Source organism: Paenibacillus sp. D2_2 (genome assembly GCF_031199965.1).
In the GTDB taxonomy this organism is placed as follows: domain Bacteria; phylum Bacillota; class Bacilli; order Paenibacillales; family Paenibacillaceae; genus Fontibacillus.
On the sequence record NZ_CP133605.1, the window covers coordinates 3,755,899 to 3,773,275 of the forward strand.

Genomic DNA, 17,377 nt, shown 5'->3' on the forward strand with positions numbered 1-17,377 from the left:
GCTGAACAATTCATATAATCTACTGTATTTGTAAGTACAAATTATAACATGATCTATGAAATAAATAAAAAAGTAAGCTATATTTGTATTTACATATTCATTATATTATTGACAAATGTACGTACAGAAAACATACTATAATTGTAAATTGGTAAGGATGTTTTGTAATTTTTAAAAAAGTGCTGTCAAAGAGGTGAGCCATTTGATTTCAAATCGGTTGAGCAGCATCACCCAAGCGATTGCTAAAGGAGAGACTTCGCTTGGTATTGAATTCGGATCCACTCGTATTAAAGCAGTACTGATTGATCATAGCTTTCAGACGATCGCTTCAGGAAGTTACGAATGGGAAAATCAGTTGCAGGATGGCTTTTGGACGTATAGCTTAGAGGATATTATCACAGGTCTGCAAAAGGCATACGCTGATATGCAGCAAGAAGTTGAACACAAATACGGAGTCCCCCTCCAAACCATCGGTTCGATCGGTTTTTCGGCAATGATGCATGGGTATATGGCTTTCGATGACAAGAATGAATTACTCGTTCCCTTCCGTACTTGGCGTAATACAACAACAGGTACGGCAGCCAAACAATTGACTGAACGATTCCAATTCAATATTCCTGAACGTTGGAGCATTGCTCATCTATATCAAGCGATATTAAACGAAGAAGAACATCTACCTCGGATCCGGTTTGTAACGACATTAGCAGGATATATTCATTGGCTCTTAACCGGAAGCAAAGCACTGGGTATTGGAGATGCGTCGGGAATGTTCCCGATTGATGAATCTACAGGCGATTATCATGAATCCATGATCAGGCAGTTTGATGAACTTGTTGCTTGCAAGGGATACCCGTGGAAGATCATAGATCTACTTCCTAAGGTATATACTGCCGGCGAACAGGCGGGTGTCTTATCCGCAGCAGGAGCGAAAATAATTGATATTTCAAATCAGTTACAAGCAGGTATTCCGCTTTGTCCTCCGGAAGGAGATGCCGGAACAGGGATGGTTGCTACGAATAGCGTACGGAAGCGCACCGGAAATGTCTCCGTAGGAACATCTGTTTTTGCAATGATTGTACTTGAGAATGGGCTGTCAAAAGTGTATCCGGAAATCGATATAGTCACTACCCCAAATGGAAATCCAGTTGGCATGGTTCATGCTAATAACTGTTCCAGTGATATTAACGCTTGGCTCGGATTATTCCGCGAGTTCTCTGATGCCATGGGACAAAAGGTAGAAACCGGCCAATTGTACAACGTGATGCTGAATAAAGCACTGGAAGCAGACCCGGATGGCGGCGGGTTGCTCAGCTACGGTTATTTCTCGGGCGAGCATATTACAGGATTGGAGCATGGTCGTCCATTATTTGTCCGCTCGCCTGAGAGCAAATTCAATTTGGCTAATTTTATGCGAACTCATTTGTTCACTTCTTTTGGAGCTTTAAAAATCGGTATGGATATTTTAACAAAGGAAGAGCATGTCGCCATTGACCGCATTTTAGGTCACGGAGGTTTATTTAAGACCCCGGTTGTCGGCCAAAAAATGATGGCAGCCTCTATGAATGTTCCTGTATCTGTCTTGTCTACAGCTGGAGAAGGCGGACCTTGGGGTATGGCTATTCTTGCCTCTTACATGATGAACAAAGCTCATGAAGAGAGCTTAGAAGAATTTCTCGACTACAAGGTATTCAAAAATGTTGAGGGACAAGAAATTCATCCTGATTCAATCGACGTAAAAGGATTCGAAACCTTTATGGACAGATACAAAAAAGGTCTGGTCATTGAACAGACCGCTGTCGACAATTTGGCGTGAAAATGGAGGGAGCGACGTGTTAGAACAACTTAAAGAAGAAGTTTATCAGGCCAATCTTGAATTGCCAAAACAAGGACTTATCAAATATACGTGGGGGAATGTAAGCGGTATCGATCGTTCGCGTGGTTTGTTCGTCATTAAACCGAGCGGTATAAGTTATGAGACGATGAAAGCTAGCGATATGGTAGTTGTTGATTTGGATGGCCATGTGATTGAAGGAGATTTAAATCCTTCATCCGACACACCTACCCACGCTGTACTATATAAGCATTACCCGGAAATCGGAGCGATCGTGCACACCCATTCCACATGGGCAACGATTTGGGCCCAGGCAGGACTCGATATTCCTGTAATGGGAACGACACACGCTGATACGTTTTATGGTACCATCCCCTGTGCCCGTTTTCTAACACAAGAGGAAGTTCAACGTGGTTACGAGGCAGAGACAGGTCGTGTCATCATCGAAACTTTCGAACAACGAGGTATAGATATTTTGGCAGTTCCCGGCATTTTACTTAAGGGGCATGGGCCGTTCACTTGGGGTAAAGATGCAAAATCGGCGGTGATGAACAGCGTGGTGCTGGAAGAAGTTTCAAAAATGAACTTATTTGCCAGAGAGCTGAACCATTATGCTGAGGAATTGCCGAAACGTATTCTAGATAAACATTATTTACGCAAACATGGCCAAAACGCTTACTACGGACAGAAGTAATATATCCCTAAAAGTGCGTGTTCAAAAGGCGGTTTTCAGCACCGAGAAGGTTGAATGAAGCTAGGGACTGAGGAGCGGAGCGTACGTAGTGGGTACGTGAGCACCGGAAGGCCCGGCTGAATTCAAGATTCGATGTCGAATAAGCTCTCAGTGTTGCTTCGTGATCAAAAGCGGACTTTTTGAACTACCTCTAAAAAAGATTAGAAAAGAGGATGAATATGTCAACAGTCGCAGCAAAACAGTTTTGGTTTGTCGTAGGATCGCAGCATCTATATGGAGAAGAAGCTTTATCTGAAGTAAAATCTCATGCTCAAACCATGACAGATGCGTTGAATAATAGCGGAGTGTTACCCTACCCCCTTGTATTACAGGATCTAGCTGTCAGTGCAGATAAAATTACAAGCATCATGAAAGAAGTCAACTATCGTGACGATGTTGCCGGTGTCATCACTTGGATGCATACGTTCTCGCCTGCTAAAATGTGGATTCGCGGTACCAAGCTCTTGCAAAAGCCTATGCTTCATTTAGCAACGCAATATAATGAAAGCATCCCTTGGGCAACGATCGATATGGACTTCATGAATCTAAACCAGGCCGCTCATGGTGATCGTGAATATGGTTTTATCAATGCACGATTGAAGAAGCAGAACAAAATTGTAGTCGGGTATTGGGAACGCCCTGAAGTACAGAAGCAAATTGCAGATTGGATGGACGTAGCGGTAGCCTACAACGAAAGCTTTAACATTAAAGTCGCTCGCTTTGGTGACAACATGCGCCACGTTGGCGTGACCGAAGGGGATAAAGTAGAAGCACAAATTCAATTTGGATGGACCGTTGACTACTACGGTATTGGTGACCTAGTTCAATACGTAAATGATGTTAAAGCAGAAGAAGTTGATGCTTTGTTTGCTGAATATGCAGAGCTTTATGAATTTGATTACGGCACATATAGTAAAGAAGCCTGGGAGGCTAGCGTAAAAGTACAAGCAAGTTATGAAATTGGCATCAAACGCTTCCTAAATCAAGGTGGCTACAATGCCTTCACAACGAATTTCGAAGATTTGCATGGTATGAAGCAGCTTCCTGGACTTGCAGTCCAACGCTTGATGGCGGAGGGGTATGGCTTTGCTGGTGAAGGCGATTGGAAGACTGCAGCGCTCGATCGCTTGCTTAAAGTGATGAGTCATAATAAGTCCACTGGCTTTATGGAAGATTACACTTATGAATTAACGGCGGGTCAAGAATCTATTCTCCAATCACATATGCTTGAAGTAGATCCTACTCTGGCGAGCAACCGGCCAAAAATTATCGTCTCTCCATTAGGTATTGGTGATCGCGAAGATCCAGCGCGTCTGGTGTTTGACGGTAAAAGTGGAGACGGTGTAGTTGTATCCATGGCTGATTTTGGTACTCATTATAAACTATTGATTAACGAAGTTACTGCATTTAAACCGTCAATTCCAGCTCCAAAACTTCCAGTGGCCCGTGTGCTTTGGAACGTTAAGCCAAACTTCCAAGATGGGGTTAAAGCCTGGATTGAGAACGGTGGAGGACATCATACCGTCGTATCCCTTCATTTAACGACAGACCAAATTGTTACTTATGCGAGACTTGTTGATTTAGAATACGTAGTGATTAAGTAAACGGATTAATTACAACGAATAATACAAACTGTATAGAACAAATAAAGAAGAAGACTTCTAACCCGAAATTGGGGTACAGAGGTCTTCTTCTGAGTATAGATATGTCATCGCTCTTCACTTTCAAATCGGCTTACTTAACCAGATCTTAACTGAATTAAGCTTCCTCGATTTCTTCCTTCTCTTCTAGAGCGACCTCACCGTCAGCTTCTTGGGAAGTAGGTTCTACAATCTCTTCAGTAGCTGCCGCTTGTTCTGTATCCTCGGCAACGCCGATTACAGCTGTCTCTAGCAGCAGTGGGTCTTCATTATCAGCTACGGATGACACACGTACTTCAACGATCCCATCAGATTTACTTCCACGCCATTCTTGAAAATCTTCAATCAAATCACCCGTTGTTCTCTTTACCTTGTCAATAATCTGTGCACCTTGCTCAGATACTTTGCCTGCTACCTCTGACGTCTTCTCGCCAACCTGGCGCGCGCCGTCTGCAATATCTTTACGCAGTTCCCGTCCCGCCTTTGGAGCGAACAACAGCGCTGTAACTGAACCTACGACCGTACCGATAGCAGCGCCCCATATCCAGCCTTTGTTTCCTTTACTCATGTTCCATCTCTCCTTATCGCACACCCACACTAACAGCTGTTCAGATCACCGTCCTCCTATGGAAAAACAGCTTCCTTTCAACTATCAGGGCGAATGCCTATATAATTAATGTTATTATAAGCAGATGCAACTTGGCCCGTCACAATTTACCGCCTATTTTTTTACCAGCTTGTCAGGAGTGAATTGCCTCTTGATCCAGGTAACCGCGAACTTTATTTGCAAATGAATTCAATGTCTCATGAAGCTGCTGAACCAGTTCATGCCCGCCAGATCTGTCCCAATCGAAATATTCCTGTACAAGAGGTCTGCGCAGACGTACCAGCTTCGTAAGTGTATCCCCAAGCTCCTTGTCAACGACCTGCTCGTCCATCATAATATCAACGATATCCTCATAGCTGCTCGCATCTCTCATAATGAAGCCGTCGATCAAATAACTGCCAACATCCGTTACGACCTCGATAGCCAGATGAAGCGCCCTCTCCTCCGCATATCGTGCCAGCAAGTGCTCTCCCGGATTGGTATTAGCTAGAGTAAACACTTGTAAAATCTCAGGAATAACATCCAATCTCCGTTCGATTTGCTCCCGGTTCACATAATACATGCGCTAACCTCCATGACTTATCGATTTGTTAGAATTCAAAATCTACAGCTACTTGGCTCTCCCGTACTTCATTCATATGCTCGATGACTTTCTTATGCTCTGGATGAACCTGATAGCCTTGCAAATCTTCCAGCGACTCAAACGTAGCGATCAGAGCAATATCATAGGAACGGGGCGACTTGACAACGTCAACTCCGACTTCCAGCGACCGCAGCTGCTCTACCTTGCCTTCCAGTCCGCGCAACACTCCTTCCGTCACCTGAATGCTCTCCGGTGAAGAGTCCTTCAATTTAAACAAAACAATGTGCTTGATCATCTAAAAACTCTCCTTTGCAAACTACCTTCTTCACAAAATATAACATAACCCCCAGCTACATGAAAGGCACCTTGTCACATCGAGACGAAAAAGACCTTCAGAATCTGCCTGTCATTCTGAAGGTCTTCTATCATTAAAGTCTTTTCTATGACTATCTATTATAGTGCGAGTTTAAAAAGTCAGACTTTCAGCACCGAGAAGGTTGGATGAAGCTAGGGACTGAGGAGCGGAGCGTACGTAGTTGGTACGTGAGCACCGGAAGGCCCGGCTGAATTCAAGATTCGAATGTCGAATAAGCTCTCAGTGTTACTTCGTGATCAAAGGGGGACTTTTTAAACAACCTCTTATATCATCTTAGAAGAAATTCGGTAGATACCTGCGATGCGCCTCGAGCATCTCTTCGAGCAGCACCTTGGCCACGGAGACAGATGGCACTAGCGGATGATGAGCCAGCGCCTGCAAAGCTAGTCCGCGATCCCCACTTACTGCTGCATCAATCGCAAGGCTCTCGTAGGTCTTCACCGCATGCAGCAGTCCTTTAACATGTTCAGGAATATGCTGCGGTACAAGCGGAATTGGCCCCTCCGAGGTTACGACACAGTTCACTTCAATGCTGGCGTCAGCTGGCAAGAAATCAAAAATCCCATTATTCGCCACGTTCAAAGTCTGAATATCATTGCGCCCAGTATAGAGTGATCTCATGAGATGCACCGCAGCCTCCGAGTAGAATGCCCCGCCTCTCTGCTCCAGTTGCTTCGGCTTCTCTTCCAATTCCTCGTTAGCATACAACTCAAACAGCTCTTTCTCTACACGGCTAACAACATCCGCCCGAGTTCCGTTCTTCTCCAGAGATTCCTTCATCTCATCGAACATTTCAGTCATCATGTAATAATACTTGAGATAGTAGGTTGGCACTGCACCCAAGGATTGCAGGAACTCCTGATCCCAACCAAGTGTCGGTACATTCTTGGCTGAGTACTCGCCTTTGCCTGCCAACAATTCCGGCAGCTGTTCCTTGCCATTCACTATTGCCGAGGTCACCCAGTGCAGATGATTAATGCCTACGAATTCGGGTAACACATTGCTCTCGTCCACTTGAAAAGCTTCCGCTAGGAACTTCTTAAAATTGATCGGTGAATTACATAATCCTACGGAGCGTACCCGCGAATATTTCGTAACGGCCTCCGTAATCATACCTGCCGGGTTCGTAAAATTGAGCATCCATGCGTTCGGTGCCAACTCTTCAATATCACGGCAAATATCGAGAATGACCGGAACTGTTCGTAGCGCCTTAAACATCCCTCCAGGACCGGTCGTCTCCTGACCGATCACACCGTGGGAAATCGGAATATGCTCATCAAGCTTCCTCGCTTCAAGCAGACCTACGCGGATCTGTGTTGAGACGAAATCGGCATCCTTAATCGCTTCCGCCGGTCCAGTGTCAAATGTACTTCAATCGGCAGGCCTGATTTCTTAACCATGCGTTTAGCCAAATTGCCAACGATCTCTAATTTATGTTTGCCTTCCTCTATATCGACTAGCCATAGCTCGGCAACGGGCATTTCCTCGTAACTCTTCAGCAATCCCTCGACCAATTCAGGCGTATATGACGAACCTCCGCCAATGACAGCCACCTTAATTCCATGCTTTGTCTTCATCACTGTAACACTCCTTTCAAATCGGAAAAAGAAACCTGACTTAAATTATGTTTCACCTGCGGGCTAATCTCCTGCCCGTCCCGATCCATAGCACTGAGCACAGCGCCAGCTACCGGGTCCATTGTAATCCGCGTGATCGTCGCTCTTGGTGCGGTAAGATTTATTCGCTGCTTGATCGCATCACGCATAATGTCCGTGCGCACTTTAGAGAGGATGCTCCCTCCTAGCACAACATTAAATTCCTCCTGCTCCATCCCTAGCCTATCGATCAGAGCAGCCGCCGCATTGCCCAGTTCCATACCCTGTTCAACGAGGATTGAAGTCGCTACTTCGTCTCCCTGCTCCGCCGCTTCGAAGATAAGCTTGGCAAGCTCTAATGGAGGAGAATACTCTCCATCTAGGACCGCATCCAGCATTTGTGGGACATTAGCATATCCGCTCGCCTGCAGTATTAGATCAGTTAGCAGCGTCCTTTTGCCGCGGCGGTCCCAGGCACGAACAGCTGAGCGAAAAGCAAAATTTGCTAGATCGCGTCCGGAGCCTTGTCCGTCTCCATACAGGAATCCAAACCCGCCATATTGCAACTCTTCTCCGGTGCGATTCCTGGCCGCTGCATTAAAGCCTGTGCCGCTAATAATAACTGCCCCGTAGGGATGCTCACTCCCGGCACGCATGGCAATCATCGTATCGCATGCGATTGAGTAGTTGGGAAAATTCAATTCAGCGATCATCGGACGAAGAATTCGATAATCTGCCTCCCGATCCGCTCCCGCCAATCCAAAAAAAGCATGAGTAATGTCGTGAACAGATAATCCTGCTTCACGCAGCGCCTGGTTGCATGCAGATGCGATGTTAATGCCCGCATTCAGGGGATCGGTCTGATGATTCCCATTCCCGCTTGCTCCTCTGCCAAGGGTCTCCCCCATCGCATTGACGAGCAGGCAATGCGTCTTGCTGCCCCGGCGTCAACGCCCAAGTAGTAGTTCATCTGGCATCTCTCCTTCTACTTAAGCATACTAAAAAGGACTATCGCATTTCTTCTGCAATAGTCCTCATTTCTAATACAATCTTACTAAAACGTTGAGTTCTCCCTATAAGTACTCATTCGACTTCCTCTCCATGAAGTCGCCGCTTCAACACCGATGGCGTAGTTCCGGTCTGTCCCAGGAACAGCCGATTGAAGTTAGAGAGATTGCGGAAGCCGCTAGCTTCAGCAACTTCGAGAATGCTGAGATCATCCTGCTCAAGCAACTCCACGGCATGATCAATCCGTAATTGAACCAGGTATTTCAGAGGCGACGTACCGACGATCTGGCAAAATAATGCACTGAACCGCGATGGGCTTAAATGTGCTTCATCCGCTAATTCCTTCAACGTCCAAGGATAAGCGAGCTTCGCTTCCATGACCTGAACAACATGACGGATCTGCTCCAGATGCTTCACGATCGCTCGAGTCTGTTCTCCATGTCCTATATGAATGGAACGATTTATTTCCGTCAGAAAGAGAAGCAGCCAGCCACGAATAGCCGAAGCATAAGAGCGCCCCTCCCCTTGGTATTCCTGATACATTCTCATCACATATTGTCCAAGCTGTTCCGCAGCAGCATGTTCATGAGATATATGATTAGAGAGAGGACTGCCCATCTGGCGGAAAGGAAGAAGTATATCATGATCGTATTTGTACTCCGAACCGAGAAATGTGGGCTCGAACATGACGATCACCATCTCCAGATCGGTTCCTTCGTAAGCCCGGTGTAAATCATGAGAATCCATCAGGAATAGATCGCCCTGTACAAAAGGATAATCCTGCCCATTAATGACATATGTTCCACTGCCCTTTGTGATCCAGTTTATTTCCAGAGCACGGTGCCAATGCAAACGTTGAAATGATGGAGAGACCCCTAGTGAAGTCGACACAGATATCGGTAGACGTGCAGGCAAGACAATCTCATCCGGTTTAATAGAGAGCGAGGATGTCAGTTTCATCGAATTCGTCTCCTTTTGAACGCGTTAATAGATTTAGTATGTATTCTTCCGGTCAACATATCTCTTTACTTGATTGAATCATATCTATCTACCAAGCACAATAATACCTGAGGATATTCAGCAATTATTTGCTATTCATATACATTTGTTCGAACTCTATCAAACTATGAACATATGATATTTTGTCTCCCGTAAGGAGATATTTCTGAAAATAAGGAGGTGAATATACAATGAGGATTCTACGCTTATTGTTCAATTTACCAGACCGAAAACGTGTTCAGATATTGGAAGCCTCTCTATCTCTTCTGAGCGTTAGAATCGATCACCTGGAACAGGCCCTGGCGTTCGCAACATTTCCGAATCAGGACACAAGAAACCGATTGAACGATGTGATCGGACAGTATTTAACGATCCGTCTTCATGACTTCACTGTACAAGGTACCTTGATTGCCGTCGCCGACGACTCCCTAGAGATCGAAGACGACCAGCAGCAGCGCATCATCGTTCCGACCGCCAAAATCATAAGCATGATGTACGAGAACGGGGGATAATGATTACTCGGGTAAAAACAAACAACAGGACAAGAGCGCTACGTGCTCCTGTCCTGCTTGTTTATTTCCATATGCTTATTCTTCTACTTGGCCTAGTTCTTCAAACTTTGCAGCGGTGCTGGAATTGCCCCCGCGCTTGATGAACTTGAACGGCGAGAAGGTGTTCACTTTCATCACTGGGCAGGTTCCGAACAGTCCGCCGAATTCCAGCTCTTCTCCCTCTTCTTACCGATCGCGGGGATTACCCGTACTGCCGTCGTCTTCGAGTTAACCATCCCGATCGCCGCCTCGTCGGCAATCAGCGCAGCAATGACTTCACTTGGAGTATCGCCAGGTATAACGATCATATCCAATCCTACCGAACATACCGCAGTCATCGCCTCCAGCTTCTCCAGACCGAGCGCCCCCTCGCGTACCGCCGAGATCATCCCCGCATCCTCGGATACCGGGATGAATGCGCCCGACAATCCGCCGACCCGCGAAGAAGCCATGACGCCGCCTTTCTTCACAGCATCGTTCAGCAGCGCTAGTGCCGCAGTGGTTCCATAAGCACCGCAGGATTCAAGGCCGATTTCCTCAAGAATATGAGCTACCGAATCACCAATCGCCGGAGTCGGAGCCAAGGAGAGATCCACGATACCAAAAGGAACGCCGAGTCGTTCACTTGCTACCGTGCCTACAAGCTGTCCCATTCGCGTTATTTTGAACGCGGTCTTCTTAATAATCTCAGCAATTTGTGTCAAATCGTAATCATCAGGTGCACTAGCTATAGCAGCTCGTACAACACCTGGGCCAGACACACCAACGTTGAGTACTACGTCGCCCTCACCCACACCGTGAAATGCACCAGCCATAAATGGATTGTCATCGACCGCGTTGCAGAACACAACCAGCTTGGCAGCCCCGAAACAGTCCTGATCCGCAGTCAATTCCGCGCATTGCCGGACAATATCGCCCATTAGAGCCACGGCATCCATATTAATCCCCGCTTTGGTCGAACCGACATTCACGGACGAGCACACATGCTCAGTCTCTTTCAATGCCCGTGGAATAGATTCGATTAGAGCCCGGTCGCCTGCCGCAAAACCCTTCTGCACCAAGGCCGAATATCCCCCTATAAAGTTGACACCGACTGCCTTCGCCGCATAATCGAGCGTCTTCGCATAGAGCACCGGGTCGCCGCCGCTCGCCGCTACTAACACAGAAATAGGCGTTACCGAGATGCGCTTATTAATAATCGGAATCCCGTATTCCTTCTCAATATCCTCGCCTATCTTGACGAGATCGCGAGCCACCCGCGTTATTTTTGCAAATACCTTGTCACAGCTCTTCTCAATATCCGGGTCGGCACAATCCAGCAGGGAAATACCCATCGTAATCGTGCGGATATCCAGATGCTGATCCTGGATCATATGAATCGTTTCTAGTACTTCTTTCGAATTTATCATCAGGTACATTCCCTTCAGCCTTGATTAGAATATTGCTAAGTTCCAATGTCGAATTACTTCATGAACCACTTCGTGCAAGATTATCAGTGGAACTGATGGAATTCTATATCGCAAGAAAACCTTCCTCTGGATCGCGATTGCTCATCCTTGAATGACTTCGATCGGTTTTCGGTTTTATTATCAAAAGCGGACTTTTTGAACTTCCACTAAATGCGGTGCATTGAGTTGAATAAATCCTCATGCATCACCTGGATAACAAGCCCGTTCTGCTCGCCTTCCGTCCGCATAATATCGACCAGTTCATGGAGCTCACAAGTAATATGATCAATGTCCACCATCATAATCATAGCGAACATATCTTGAAGCACAGTCTGGCTCACTTCAATCACATTCGCATTGTATTTGGCGCACAACGTACTCACACGCGCAAGAATTCCTACCGTATCTTTTCCAGTTACCGTTATTACAGCTCTCATCGTCTTCTATCCTTTCAATAGTAAATTATTATCTATTGTATATTTAATCACTAATGTCTTACAACATGGGGTAGTTACGATATTAAGTTTTTTACATTCCGCTCAAAAATATTTCAAATGGGCAACAGTCACATAAAGTATTCCATTACCTCGGAGAAGCTTAGTTATCAACAAATTGGGACGCAATCAAAACCTTGTCCCAGTCTATTTAATATGATACATTATAGTCAAATTTTTTATGGTGTGAAGCACATACCGCTTTGATACGATGCCCGAATAATCGTATCAAAGCGGTTTTTTACGTTTTGTACCAAGGAGAAGGAGGGTGAGGAATGAAGTTGTCTTTTGATGAGGTATATGAGAATTGGTTAGCCACAATGATCATTGAAGAGAACAATCCAAGGAGGCGTGAATTGCTAAAAAAGGGCTTAAGTCACGGGACAGTTACATTTTTGCGTAAAGTATGGTTCCCTGTGATTGGTAATCTCAATGATTTGTATCCGGAATATGAAGTGCGCGATTTAGATAACAAGTATCGATATCTGGATATAGCCTATATGCCAGGTGGTGCAAAAGGGTGTATAGAGATCCAAGATTATAGTAGTCATGCTCGAGACATTGAGACTAATCGCTTTAAGGATTTATGTATGAAGCAGGCCTTACTGACGCTAGACGACTGGTTGTTCCTCCCGATTGCCTACTTATCTATTCGTGATGACCCAAGCGTTTGTAAGAAATTAGTTCTTTCCTTTGTAGGGAAGTTATTGTCAATCAAAATGAGTGTTGAACTTACTTGGGCCGAAGCTGAGACACTGAGATTTGCCCGCCGACTCATGCGTCCATTTGAACCTCGAGAATTAGCCTCACATCTTCTGCTCTCGGAAAACCGCATCAGAGTCATACTCCGTTCTCTCGTGGCTAAGAACCTGATAATCGTCACCAGTGGAAAGCAGCGTTACCGTACATATCGGCTGAATGATGACACAATCTAGATTGTAACGGTTGCCACAACGGTTAATCATTACAATATGATAGTTTTATAAATCTAACGGTTGCCATACACGTTATTTAAGAAATAATAGTAGAATTTTCGGTAAAATCCCGAAATAGCCTCTGTAGCAACCGTTAAAAGTTTGAACAACGTAAAAACAACGATTTAACCTCTATAGTAACCGTTAGAGTGAAATGGGGATCTTGCTAAGCGCCATTAACAGCGAAACACTATGCCAAGCAAATCAAAAAGCACGGGGAATCCCGGTGCTACAAGGTTGTTGTCTGGTGGATGGAGCCAAGGGCGATCGAACCCCTGAGCGTATCGCTGCCAGCGATGCGCTCTACCGCCATGGCTAGTTTCACTGCCCCTTAATGGTTAATAACTACACCAAGCAAATTTCCTGCGACGAGTATGATTGCAATACCAAAATATAAACCCATCTTCAGTTTTATTTCCCGTTCTCCCTCTGCTGATGGTTTCTGAATTGCCTGCAATTTGTTTATTTCATCGTATTTTCTTTACGGCGTTACCAGCAGCCTCCATGATCACCTCTCCCATGGTGGGATGAGGATGTATCGTCATCGCCAAATCCTGTACGGTTGCTCCCATCTCGATCGCAAGCGCAAGTTCTGAGATGAGGGTTGATGCCTCTGCCCCAACGATTTGCGCGCCCATGACGATGCCTGACGCCGGATCGGCAATCACTTTGACAAACCCTTCCGTCGCTTTCAGGGCCAACGCTCTGCCGTTTATCTTAAATAAAGATTTCCCGACGACTACCGGAAGCGCTTTTGCCTTGCACTCTGTTTCGGTTAACCCGACACTCGCCAGCTCCGGCTCTGAAAAAACGACAAGTGGAATCGCTTTGTAATCAACGGCAGAAGGCTCCCCCGCAATGGCTTCCGCCGCGACCTTGGCTTCATAAGTAGCCTTATGGGCAAGCGCCGGTCCGTTTGTAATATCGCCAATTGCGAAAATATGCGGAATCGCCGTTCTGCATTGCTCGTCTGTTTCTATCAATCCTCTGTTCGTTGTCGGTAATCCAATGCGATCCAGCCCTAAGCTTCCGTCCGTATTCGGTTTTCTTCCAACGGTCACTAACGCATACTCCGCTTGAACAAGATACTGTTCATCATTTTTTACATAATGTAAGGTTAACCCATCCGCATCCTGTTCAGCATTAACGACTTTTGCCCCTGTGATGATGGTTATACCGTCTGCGTTCAACTGCCTAATTACAGGGGCTGTAAGCTCCGACTCAAACCCGGGCAGCACTTGCTCTCCTCCCTCGAGAATCGTCACCTTGGTGCCGAATTTGGCAAACATCTGTCCCAGCTCTACGCCAATATATCCGCCGCCGATAACGACCAGACTGATAGGAAGTTTAGAAAGTGACAATGCTTCTGTGGAAGAAAGAATACGTTCGCCGAATGGCAAAGCCTGTAACTCTATCGGACGAGAACCCGTTGCCAAAATTGCGGATTTAAAAGAAACCAATTGCTCCGTTTCCGATCCTTTAATCGCAACTGTATGCTGGTCAATCAAGCTTGCCTCACCTTCAAGAATCGTTACTCCAGCACTTTTTAACAGGTACTGCACTCCACCGGCCTGCTTGTTTACGACCGCTTGTTTGAACGCCTGAGCCTCATCAAAGGAAGCCGAGGCGACCGTATGATTCCATTGCCTATGCACATTATAGCGGTGCGCTTCCGCTATCAACGATTTAGAAGGAATACAACCTACATTCGTGCACACTCCGCCAATCTGCTCGCGTTCAACAACGATCGTCTCCATTCCAAACTGCGCTGATCGCACCGCCGCCGCATACCCCCCTGGACCTGAGCCAATGACCAAAGTGTCTATCCGTTTAAGCTGACTCATCTCCCATGCACCTCCTCAGTAAAATATGATGTACGTAATATATTATTACCATCATATTTTAAGGCAGTCAACAGTGCCATTGAAATTGACGCATTTAATTATGATGACTATAATATTTTTAGATATCAGTTTATATGTGAAGAGGTGACTGCAATGCCATATCCTGAAGGCCATAAGATCAAGGTTCGGGACATATCATCGAAAGTGCTGCCAAGGCGTTTCGTACGAATGGAATACGTGACATCAGCGTTCCGTTCATTATGAAAGGAGCCGGACTGACGCATGGCGGATTCTATTCACACTTTGACAATAAAGAACAACTTGTTTCGGAAACCTGCCACTATGCCATAAGCGATACGATATCACTTTTGCAGCAAGCGGCCGTGAAGGAGGAGGGAAAACCTACGATCGATGCGGTTATCGATTTTTATTTAAGCCCGTATCATCGTGATCAAACGGAGATGGGGTGCATTCTCCCCGCCATTTCCAGCGAAATATCCCGATCATCCGAAGAGGTACGTCAAATCTTCACTCGCGAGCTGCAACGAATGATTGATTTTATTTCCGATCTGGCGGAAATCAATAAATCCACTGGGAGTGCCGTGCTTAGCATGATGGTTGGAACGCTTGTACTAGCGCGATCAGTTAATGATTACAAGTTTAGCGATAGCCTCCTGGAAGCAGGTAAACAACAGGCTAAAGGGTTGATAAAGTCCAATCAATAAAAGTTGCTGTAACACCAAAAGAAAAAACCACGCCTAATACGGCGTGGTTCAATCTCTCTATTTTGGAGGATCCGTTTTCTAATCCCCACAAAGTGAAGCGATGCTCTTACGCTTATTCCATCTAGTATCTCCTCGTCACCAAATAAACGGAATTAATTTCTTAGTATCCTTTTTATACGCTGTAAATTGTTCTCCATATTTATTTTGTAAATATTTATCAGAATTCGGAATATAACTTGTCATAAATAATAAAAACAAGCCGACAGGAATAAGTAAACTATACAAATTATTTGATATTAAGGCCAAGCCTAATACCCAAAGACAGTCTCCAAAATAATTAATATGAATTGCGTATTTAAATAACCCGCCTGTATACAACTTTCCTTTGTTTAAAGGATTATCTTTAAATGGTTTTCTTAGTAATTCTGAAGCTGTATTTAAAGTACTTCCTACAAGGAAGAACATCCAGCCTGCAGTAAATAGAATCATATTACTATCTTGATTATTCATTACAGTTAAAATAGGAAATCCTAAAAAATATATTGCAAAAGCGGTACTGTTGCCTATCGCTTCCTTCCACCCGATACCTCTCGGTAGCCAAATGAACATCATCGCAGTCAGCCTTAAGGATGTAATGATTAATGCTACAAACAGTCCTATAGATATATAGTTTTTTTCATGAAAAATAAAAAGTAAATAATAGGAAACGATCAAATATACGATCTGTGCAATCAAAATGAAGATTTTTTCTTTTGTTGTTTGTCCGTTTATGCCATACATATTATTTTCTTCCTCTCTTATTTAAGACTTTGATACCATCACATGTTGTTGTTGCTTGTTTTCCCATAATAATCAATGATAAAGAATGAAAGTTATGTACTTTATGTACTGTTTTACTACATGATTATTATAACTATCTAAAATCGAGATTTCAATAGATTTGTACTACATTTATTGATTTACTCTAAAACCTGAGCTACACTACAAGTGAGGTGGAGAAAATGAACGGATTTGAACGACGGAAACAGAACAAAATTGAGCAGATCTACAGCTCCTCATTTGAATTGTTCTCTAAATATGGTTTTCAGAAGATAAGCGTGAATGAGATCGCTCAAAATGCGATGGTTTCTCCCGCTACCATTTATAACTACTTTGGAACAAAAGAACAGCTCTATATCGACATGCTTATGAATTGGATGGACAAACAGTTGGAGCAGTATGAGAAGATTCTGGATTCAACATGTTCCTTTCCTGAAAAGACGCAGGAAATCATGCTACTGGAAGTTAAAAATCTACAGATTTTATCGAATAATTTTCAGAAATCCCCATTCTCTGAGGTGAGTGGGTTGATGCAAAGGCTGGATAGCTATACTAAACAGAAAGTCATGCAATTTTTTATGAAGTTTGTCGCGATTGGAAAGCAAGAGGGTTACATTCATAGAGATCAAACAGAAGAAATAATTATGCTGTACTTCACGATGTTCAAAAATGAACTGGGTCGGTATTGGGAAGCTTCGAATCAAGAACGCGTAACGAGGATAATCGATCAATTGATAGAGTTGTTTTTCTATGGGTTGGTCGGAGATAAGCAAAAGTAGAGCAGAACCGAACGGTTTCAATACAATTTGATTCTGCTCTATACGCGTATTAGGAGATTTTGAATTTATTATACTCTTTCCTATGATAGTTTTCACCACTACCAATACGCTGCAAACTTCACTGTTGACATGTCGATTAGTTATTTTATATACTAAACAAGCACGGTTATCCGTGGGGAATTAGCTCAGCTGGGAGAGCGCTTCGCTGGCAGCGAAGAGGTCAGGGGTTCGAGCCCCCTATTCTCCATTATGAAAAGCCCAACATTACGTTGGGCTTTTTCTTGTATCTAGATACTGCTGAGTGTATTCAACGATAATCTTCGAAATCTGAACTATTTTTTGGTACAATGAAACTTATTTATTATCAATTT

Annotated in this window: 16 protein-coding genes, 1 tRNA gene and 3 pseudogenes; 9 read left to right on the forward strand and 11 right to left on the reverse strand. The window is 44.6% G+C overall.

What is annotated here, in order from left to right; all coding sequences use genetic code 11:
- Window positions 1–205 precede the first annotated feature (205 nt).
- The 3 genes from RE628_RS19035 to araA all read left to right on the forward strand — a co-directional run bounded on the left by RE628_RS19035 (window position 206) and on the right by araA (window position 4,168).
- Window positions 206–1,813: a xylulokinase gene (locus RE628_RS19035; RefSeq protein ID WP_375143125.1), complete on the forward strand. Its 1,608-nt coding sequence runs from the start codon at window positions 206–208 to the stop codon at window positions 1,811–1,813.
- 16 nt (window positions 1,814–1,829) lie between these two features.
- Window positions 1,830–2,525, forward strand: coding sequence for an L-ribulose-5-phosphate 4-epimerase (locus RE628_RS19040; protein ID WP_309154527.1), 696 nt, complete (start codon window positions 1,830–1,832; stop codon window positions 2,523–2,525).
- A 218-nt stretch (window positions 2,526–2,743) separates the two neighbouring features.
- A complete protein-coding gene (gene araA / locus RE628_RS19045; protein WP_309154528.1) occupies window positions 2,744–4,168 on the forward strand; it encodes an L-arabinose isomerase in 1,425 nt (474 codons plus the stop codon).
- Window positions 4,169–4,322: 154 nt separating this feature from the next.
- Here araA and RE628_RS19050 read toward each other — a convergent pair whose 3' ends face one another.
- The 6 genes and pseudogenes from RE628_RS19050 to RE628_RS19075 all read right to left on the reverse strand — a co-directional run bounded on the left by RE628_RS19050 (window position 4,323) and on the right by RE628_RS19075 (window position 9,333).
- Window positions 4,323–4,772, reverse strand: a complete 450-nt coding sequence (locus RE628_RS19050; protein ID WP_309154529.1) for a YtxH domain-containing protein — start codon at window positions 4,770–4,772, stop codon at window positions 4,323–4,325.
- Window positions 4,773–4,944: 172 nt separating this feature from the next.
- On the reverse strand, window positions 4,945–5,373 hold the full coding sequence (locus RE628_RS19055) for a DUF86 domain-containing protein (protein WP_309154530.1): 429 nt from the start codon (window positions 5,371–5,373) through the stop codon (window positions 4,945–4,947).
- Window positions 5,374–5,401: 28 nt separating this feature from the next.
- Window positions 5,402–5,689, reverse strand: coding sequence for a Dabb family protein (locus tag RE628_RS19060; RefSeq protein WP_309154531.1), 288 nt, complete (start codon window positions 5,687–5,689; stop codon window positions 5,402–5,404).
- 354 nt (window positions 5,690–6,043) lie between these two features.
- Window positions 6,044–7,347, reverse strand: a pseudogene (locus RE628_RS19065) (6-phospho-beta-glucosidase).
- Entirely contained in the window at window positions 7,347–8,273 is a 927-nt protein-coding gene (locus RE628_RS19070; protein ID WP_309154532.1) for an N-acetylglucosamine kinase, read from the reverse strand. Before RE628_RS19070 ends, RE628_RS19065 begins: the two are co-directional and overlap by 1 nt.
- Window positions 8,274–8,448: 175 nt before the next feature.
- Window positions 8,449–9,333 (reverse strand): AraC family transcriptional regulator, encoded by an 885-nt coding sequence (locus RE628_RS19075; protein ID WP_309154533.1) that lies wholly within the window; start codon window positions 9,331–9,333, stop codon window positions 8,449–8,451.
- Between the two features lie 230 nt (window positions 9,334–9,563).
- Here RE628_RS19075 and RE628_RS19080 point away from each other — a divergent pair, with 230 nt between their 5' ends.
- Window positions 9,564–9,884 (forward strand): hypothetical protein, encoded by a 321-nt coding sequence (locus RE628_RS19080; protein WP_309154534.1) that lies wholly within the window; start codon window positions 9,564–9,566, stop codon window positions 9,882–9,884.
- Window positions 9,885–9,976: 92 nt separating this feature from the next.
- On the opposite strand, the pseudogene RE628_RS19085 reads toward RE628_RS19080, so the two are convergent.
- Both RE628_RS19085 and RE628_RS19090 read right to left on the reverse strand, forming a co-directional pair.
- Window positions 9,977–11,329, reverse strand: a pseudogene (locus RE628_RS19085) (PFL family protein).
- A 209-nt stretch (window positions 11,330–11,538) separates the two neighbouring features.
- On the reverse strand, window positions 11,539–11,808 hold the full coding sequence (locus RE628_RS19090) for an ACT domain-containing protein (protein ID WP_309154535.1): 270 nt from the start codon (window positions 11,806–11,808) through the stop codon (window positions 11,539–11,541).
- Between the two features lie 332 nt (window positions 11,809–12,140).
- On the opposite strand from RE628_RS19090, the gene RE628_RS19095 reads away from it, so the two are divergent.
- Window positions 12,141–12,800, forward strand: a complete 660-nt coding sequence (locus RE628_RS19095; RefSeq protein WP_309154536.1) for a transcriptional regulator — start codon at window positions 12,141–12,143, stop codon at window positions 12,798–12,800.
- Window positions 12,801–12,993: 193 nt separating this feature from the next.
- Window positions 12,994–13,158, forward strand: a complete 165-nt coding sequence (locus RE628_RS19100) for a hypothetical protein (protein ID WP_309154537.1) — start codon at window positions 12,994–12,996, stop codon at window positions 13,156–13,158.
- 12 nt (window positions 13,159–13,170) lie between these two features.
- Here RE628_RS19100 and RE628_RS19105 read toward each other — a convergent pair whose 3' ends face one another.
- Together RE628_RS19105 and lpdA are read right to left on the reverse strand one after the other, a co-directional pair.
- A complete protein-coding gene (locus RE628_RS19105) occupies window positions 13,171–13,296 on the reverse strand; it encodes a hypothetical protein (protein WP_309154538.1) in 126 nt (41 codons plus the stop codon).
- Window positions 13,297–13,306: 10 nt separating this feature from the next.
- Entirely contained in the window at window positions 13,307–14,683 is a 1,377-nt protein-coding gene (lpdA, locus tag RE628_RS19110) for a dihydrolipoyl dehydrogenase (RefSeq protein WP_309154539.1), read from the reverse strand.
- Window positions 14,684–14,836: 153 nt separating this feature from the next.
- Between lpdA and RE628_RS19115 the strand changes: the two are divergent.
- Window positions 14,837–15,408: pseudogene (locus RE628_RS19115) on the forward strand (TetR/AcrR family transcriptional regulator).
- 135 nt (window positions 15,409–15,543) lie between these two features.
- On the opposite strand, the gene RE628_RS19120 reads toward RE628_RS19115, so the two are convergent.
- Window positions 15,544–16,188, reverse strand: a complete 645-nt coding sequence (locus tag RE628_RS19120; RefSeq protein ID WP_309154540.1) for a methyltransferase family protein — start codon at window positions 16,186–16,188, stop codon at window positions 15,544–15,546.
- Window positions 16,189–16,409: 221 nt separating this feature from the next.
- On the opposite strand from RE628_RS19120, the gene RE628_RS19125 reads away from it, so the two are divergent.
- Together RE628_RS19125 and RE628_RS19130 are read left to right on the forward strand one after the other, a co-directional pair.
- On the forward strand, window positions 16,410–17,006 hold the full coding sequence (locus tag RE628_RS19125; protein WP_309154541.1) for a TetR/AcrR family transcriptional regulator: 597 nt from the start codon (window positions 16,410–16,412) through the stop codon (window positions 17,004–17,006).
- 174 nt (window positions 17,007–17,180) lie between these two features.
- Window positions 17,181–17,253, forward strand: a tRNA-Ala gene (locus tag RE628_RS19130).
- The last annotated feature ends 124 nt before the right edge of the window (window positions 17,254–17,377 follow it).

Excerpts from the sequence above, each read along its gene's own strand:
- RE628_RS19060 (WP_309154531.1), bottom strand. The coding sequence starts at position 5,689 with ATGATCAAGCACATTGTTTTGTTTAAATTGAAGGACTCTTCACCGGAG.
- RE628_RS19100 (WP_309154537.1), top strand. The coding sequence starts at position 12,994 with ATGGGGATCTTGCTAAGCGCCATTAACAGCGAAACACTATGCCAAGCA.
- araA (WP_309154528.1), top strand. The coding sequence starts at position 2,744 with ATGTCAACAGTCGCAGCAAAACAGTTTTGGTTTGTCGTAGGATCGCAG.
- RE628_RS19095 (WP_309154536.1), top strand. The coding sequence starts at position 12,141 with ATGAAGTTGTCTTTTGATGAGGTATATGAGAATTGGTTAGCCACAATG.
- RE628_RS19070 (WP_309154532.1), bottom strand. The coding sequence starts at position 8,273 with ATGGGGGAGACCCTTGGCAGAGGAGCAAGCGGGAATGGGAATCATCAG.
- RE628_RS19120 (WP_309154540.1), bottom strand. The coding sequence starts at position 16,188 with ATGTATGGCATAAACGGACAAACAACAAAAGAAAAAATCTTCATTTTG.
- RE628_RS19125 (WP_309154541.1), top strand. The coding sequence starts at position 16,410 with ATGAACGGATTTGAACGACGGAAACAGAACAAAATTGAGCAGATCTAC.
- RE628_RS19090 (WP_309154535.1), bottom strand. The coding sequence starts at position 11,808 with ATGAGAGCTGTAATAACGGTAACTGGAAAAGATACGGTAGGAATTCTT.
- RE628_RS19050 (WP_309154529.1), bottom strand. The coding sequence starts at position 4,772 with ATGAGTAAAGGAAACAAAGGCTGGATATGGGGCGCTGCTATCGGTACG.
- RE628_RS19075 (WP_309154533.1), bottom strand. The coding sequence starts at position 9,333 with ATGAAACTGACATCCTCGCTCTCTATTAAACCGGATGAGATTGTCTTG.
- lpdA (WP_309154539.1), bottom strand. The coding sequence starts at position 14,683 with ATGAGTCAGCTTAAACGGATAGACACTTTGGTCATTGGCTCAGGTCCA.
- RE628_RS19080 (WP_309154534.1), top strand. The coding sequence starts at position 9,564 with ATGAGGATTCTACGCTTATTGTTCAATTTACCAGACCGAAAACGTGTT.
- RE628_RS19055 (WP_309154530.1), bottom strand. The coding sequence starts at position 5,373 with ATGTATTATGTGAACCGGGAGCAAATCGAACGGAGATTGGATGTTATT.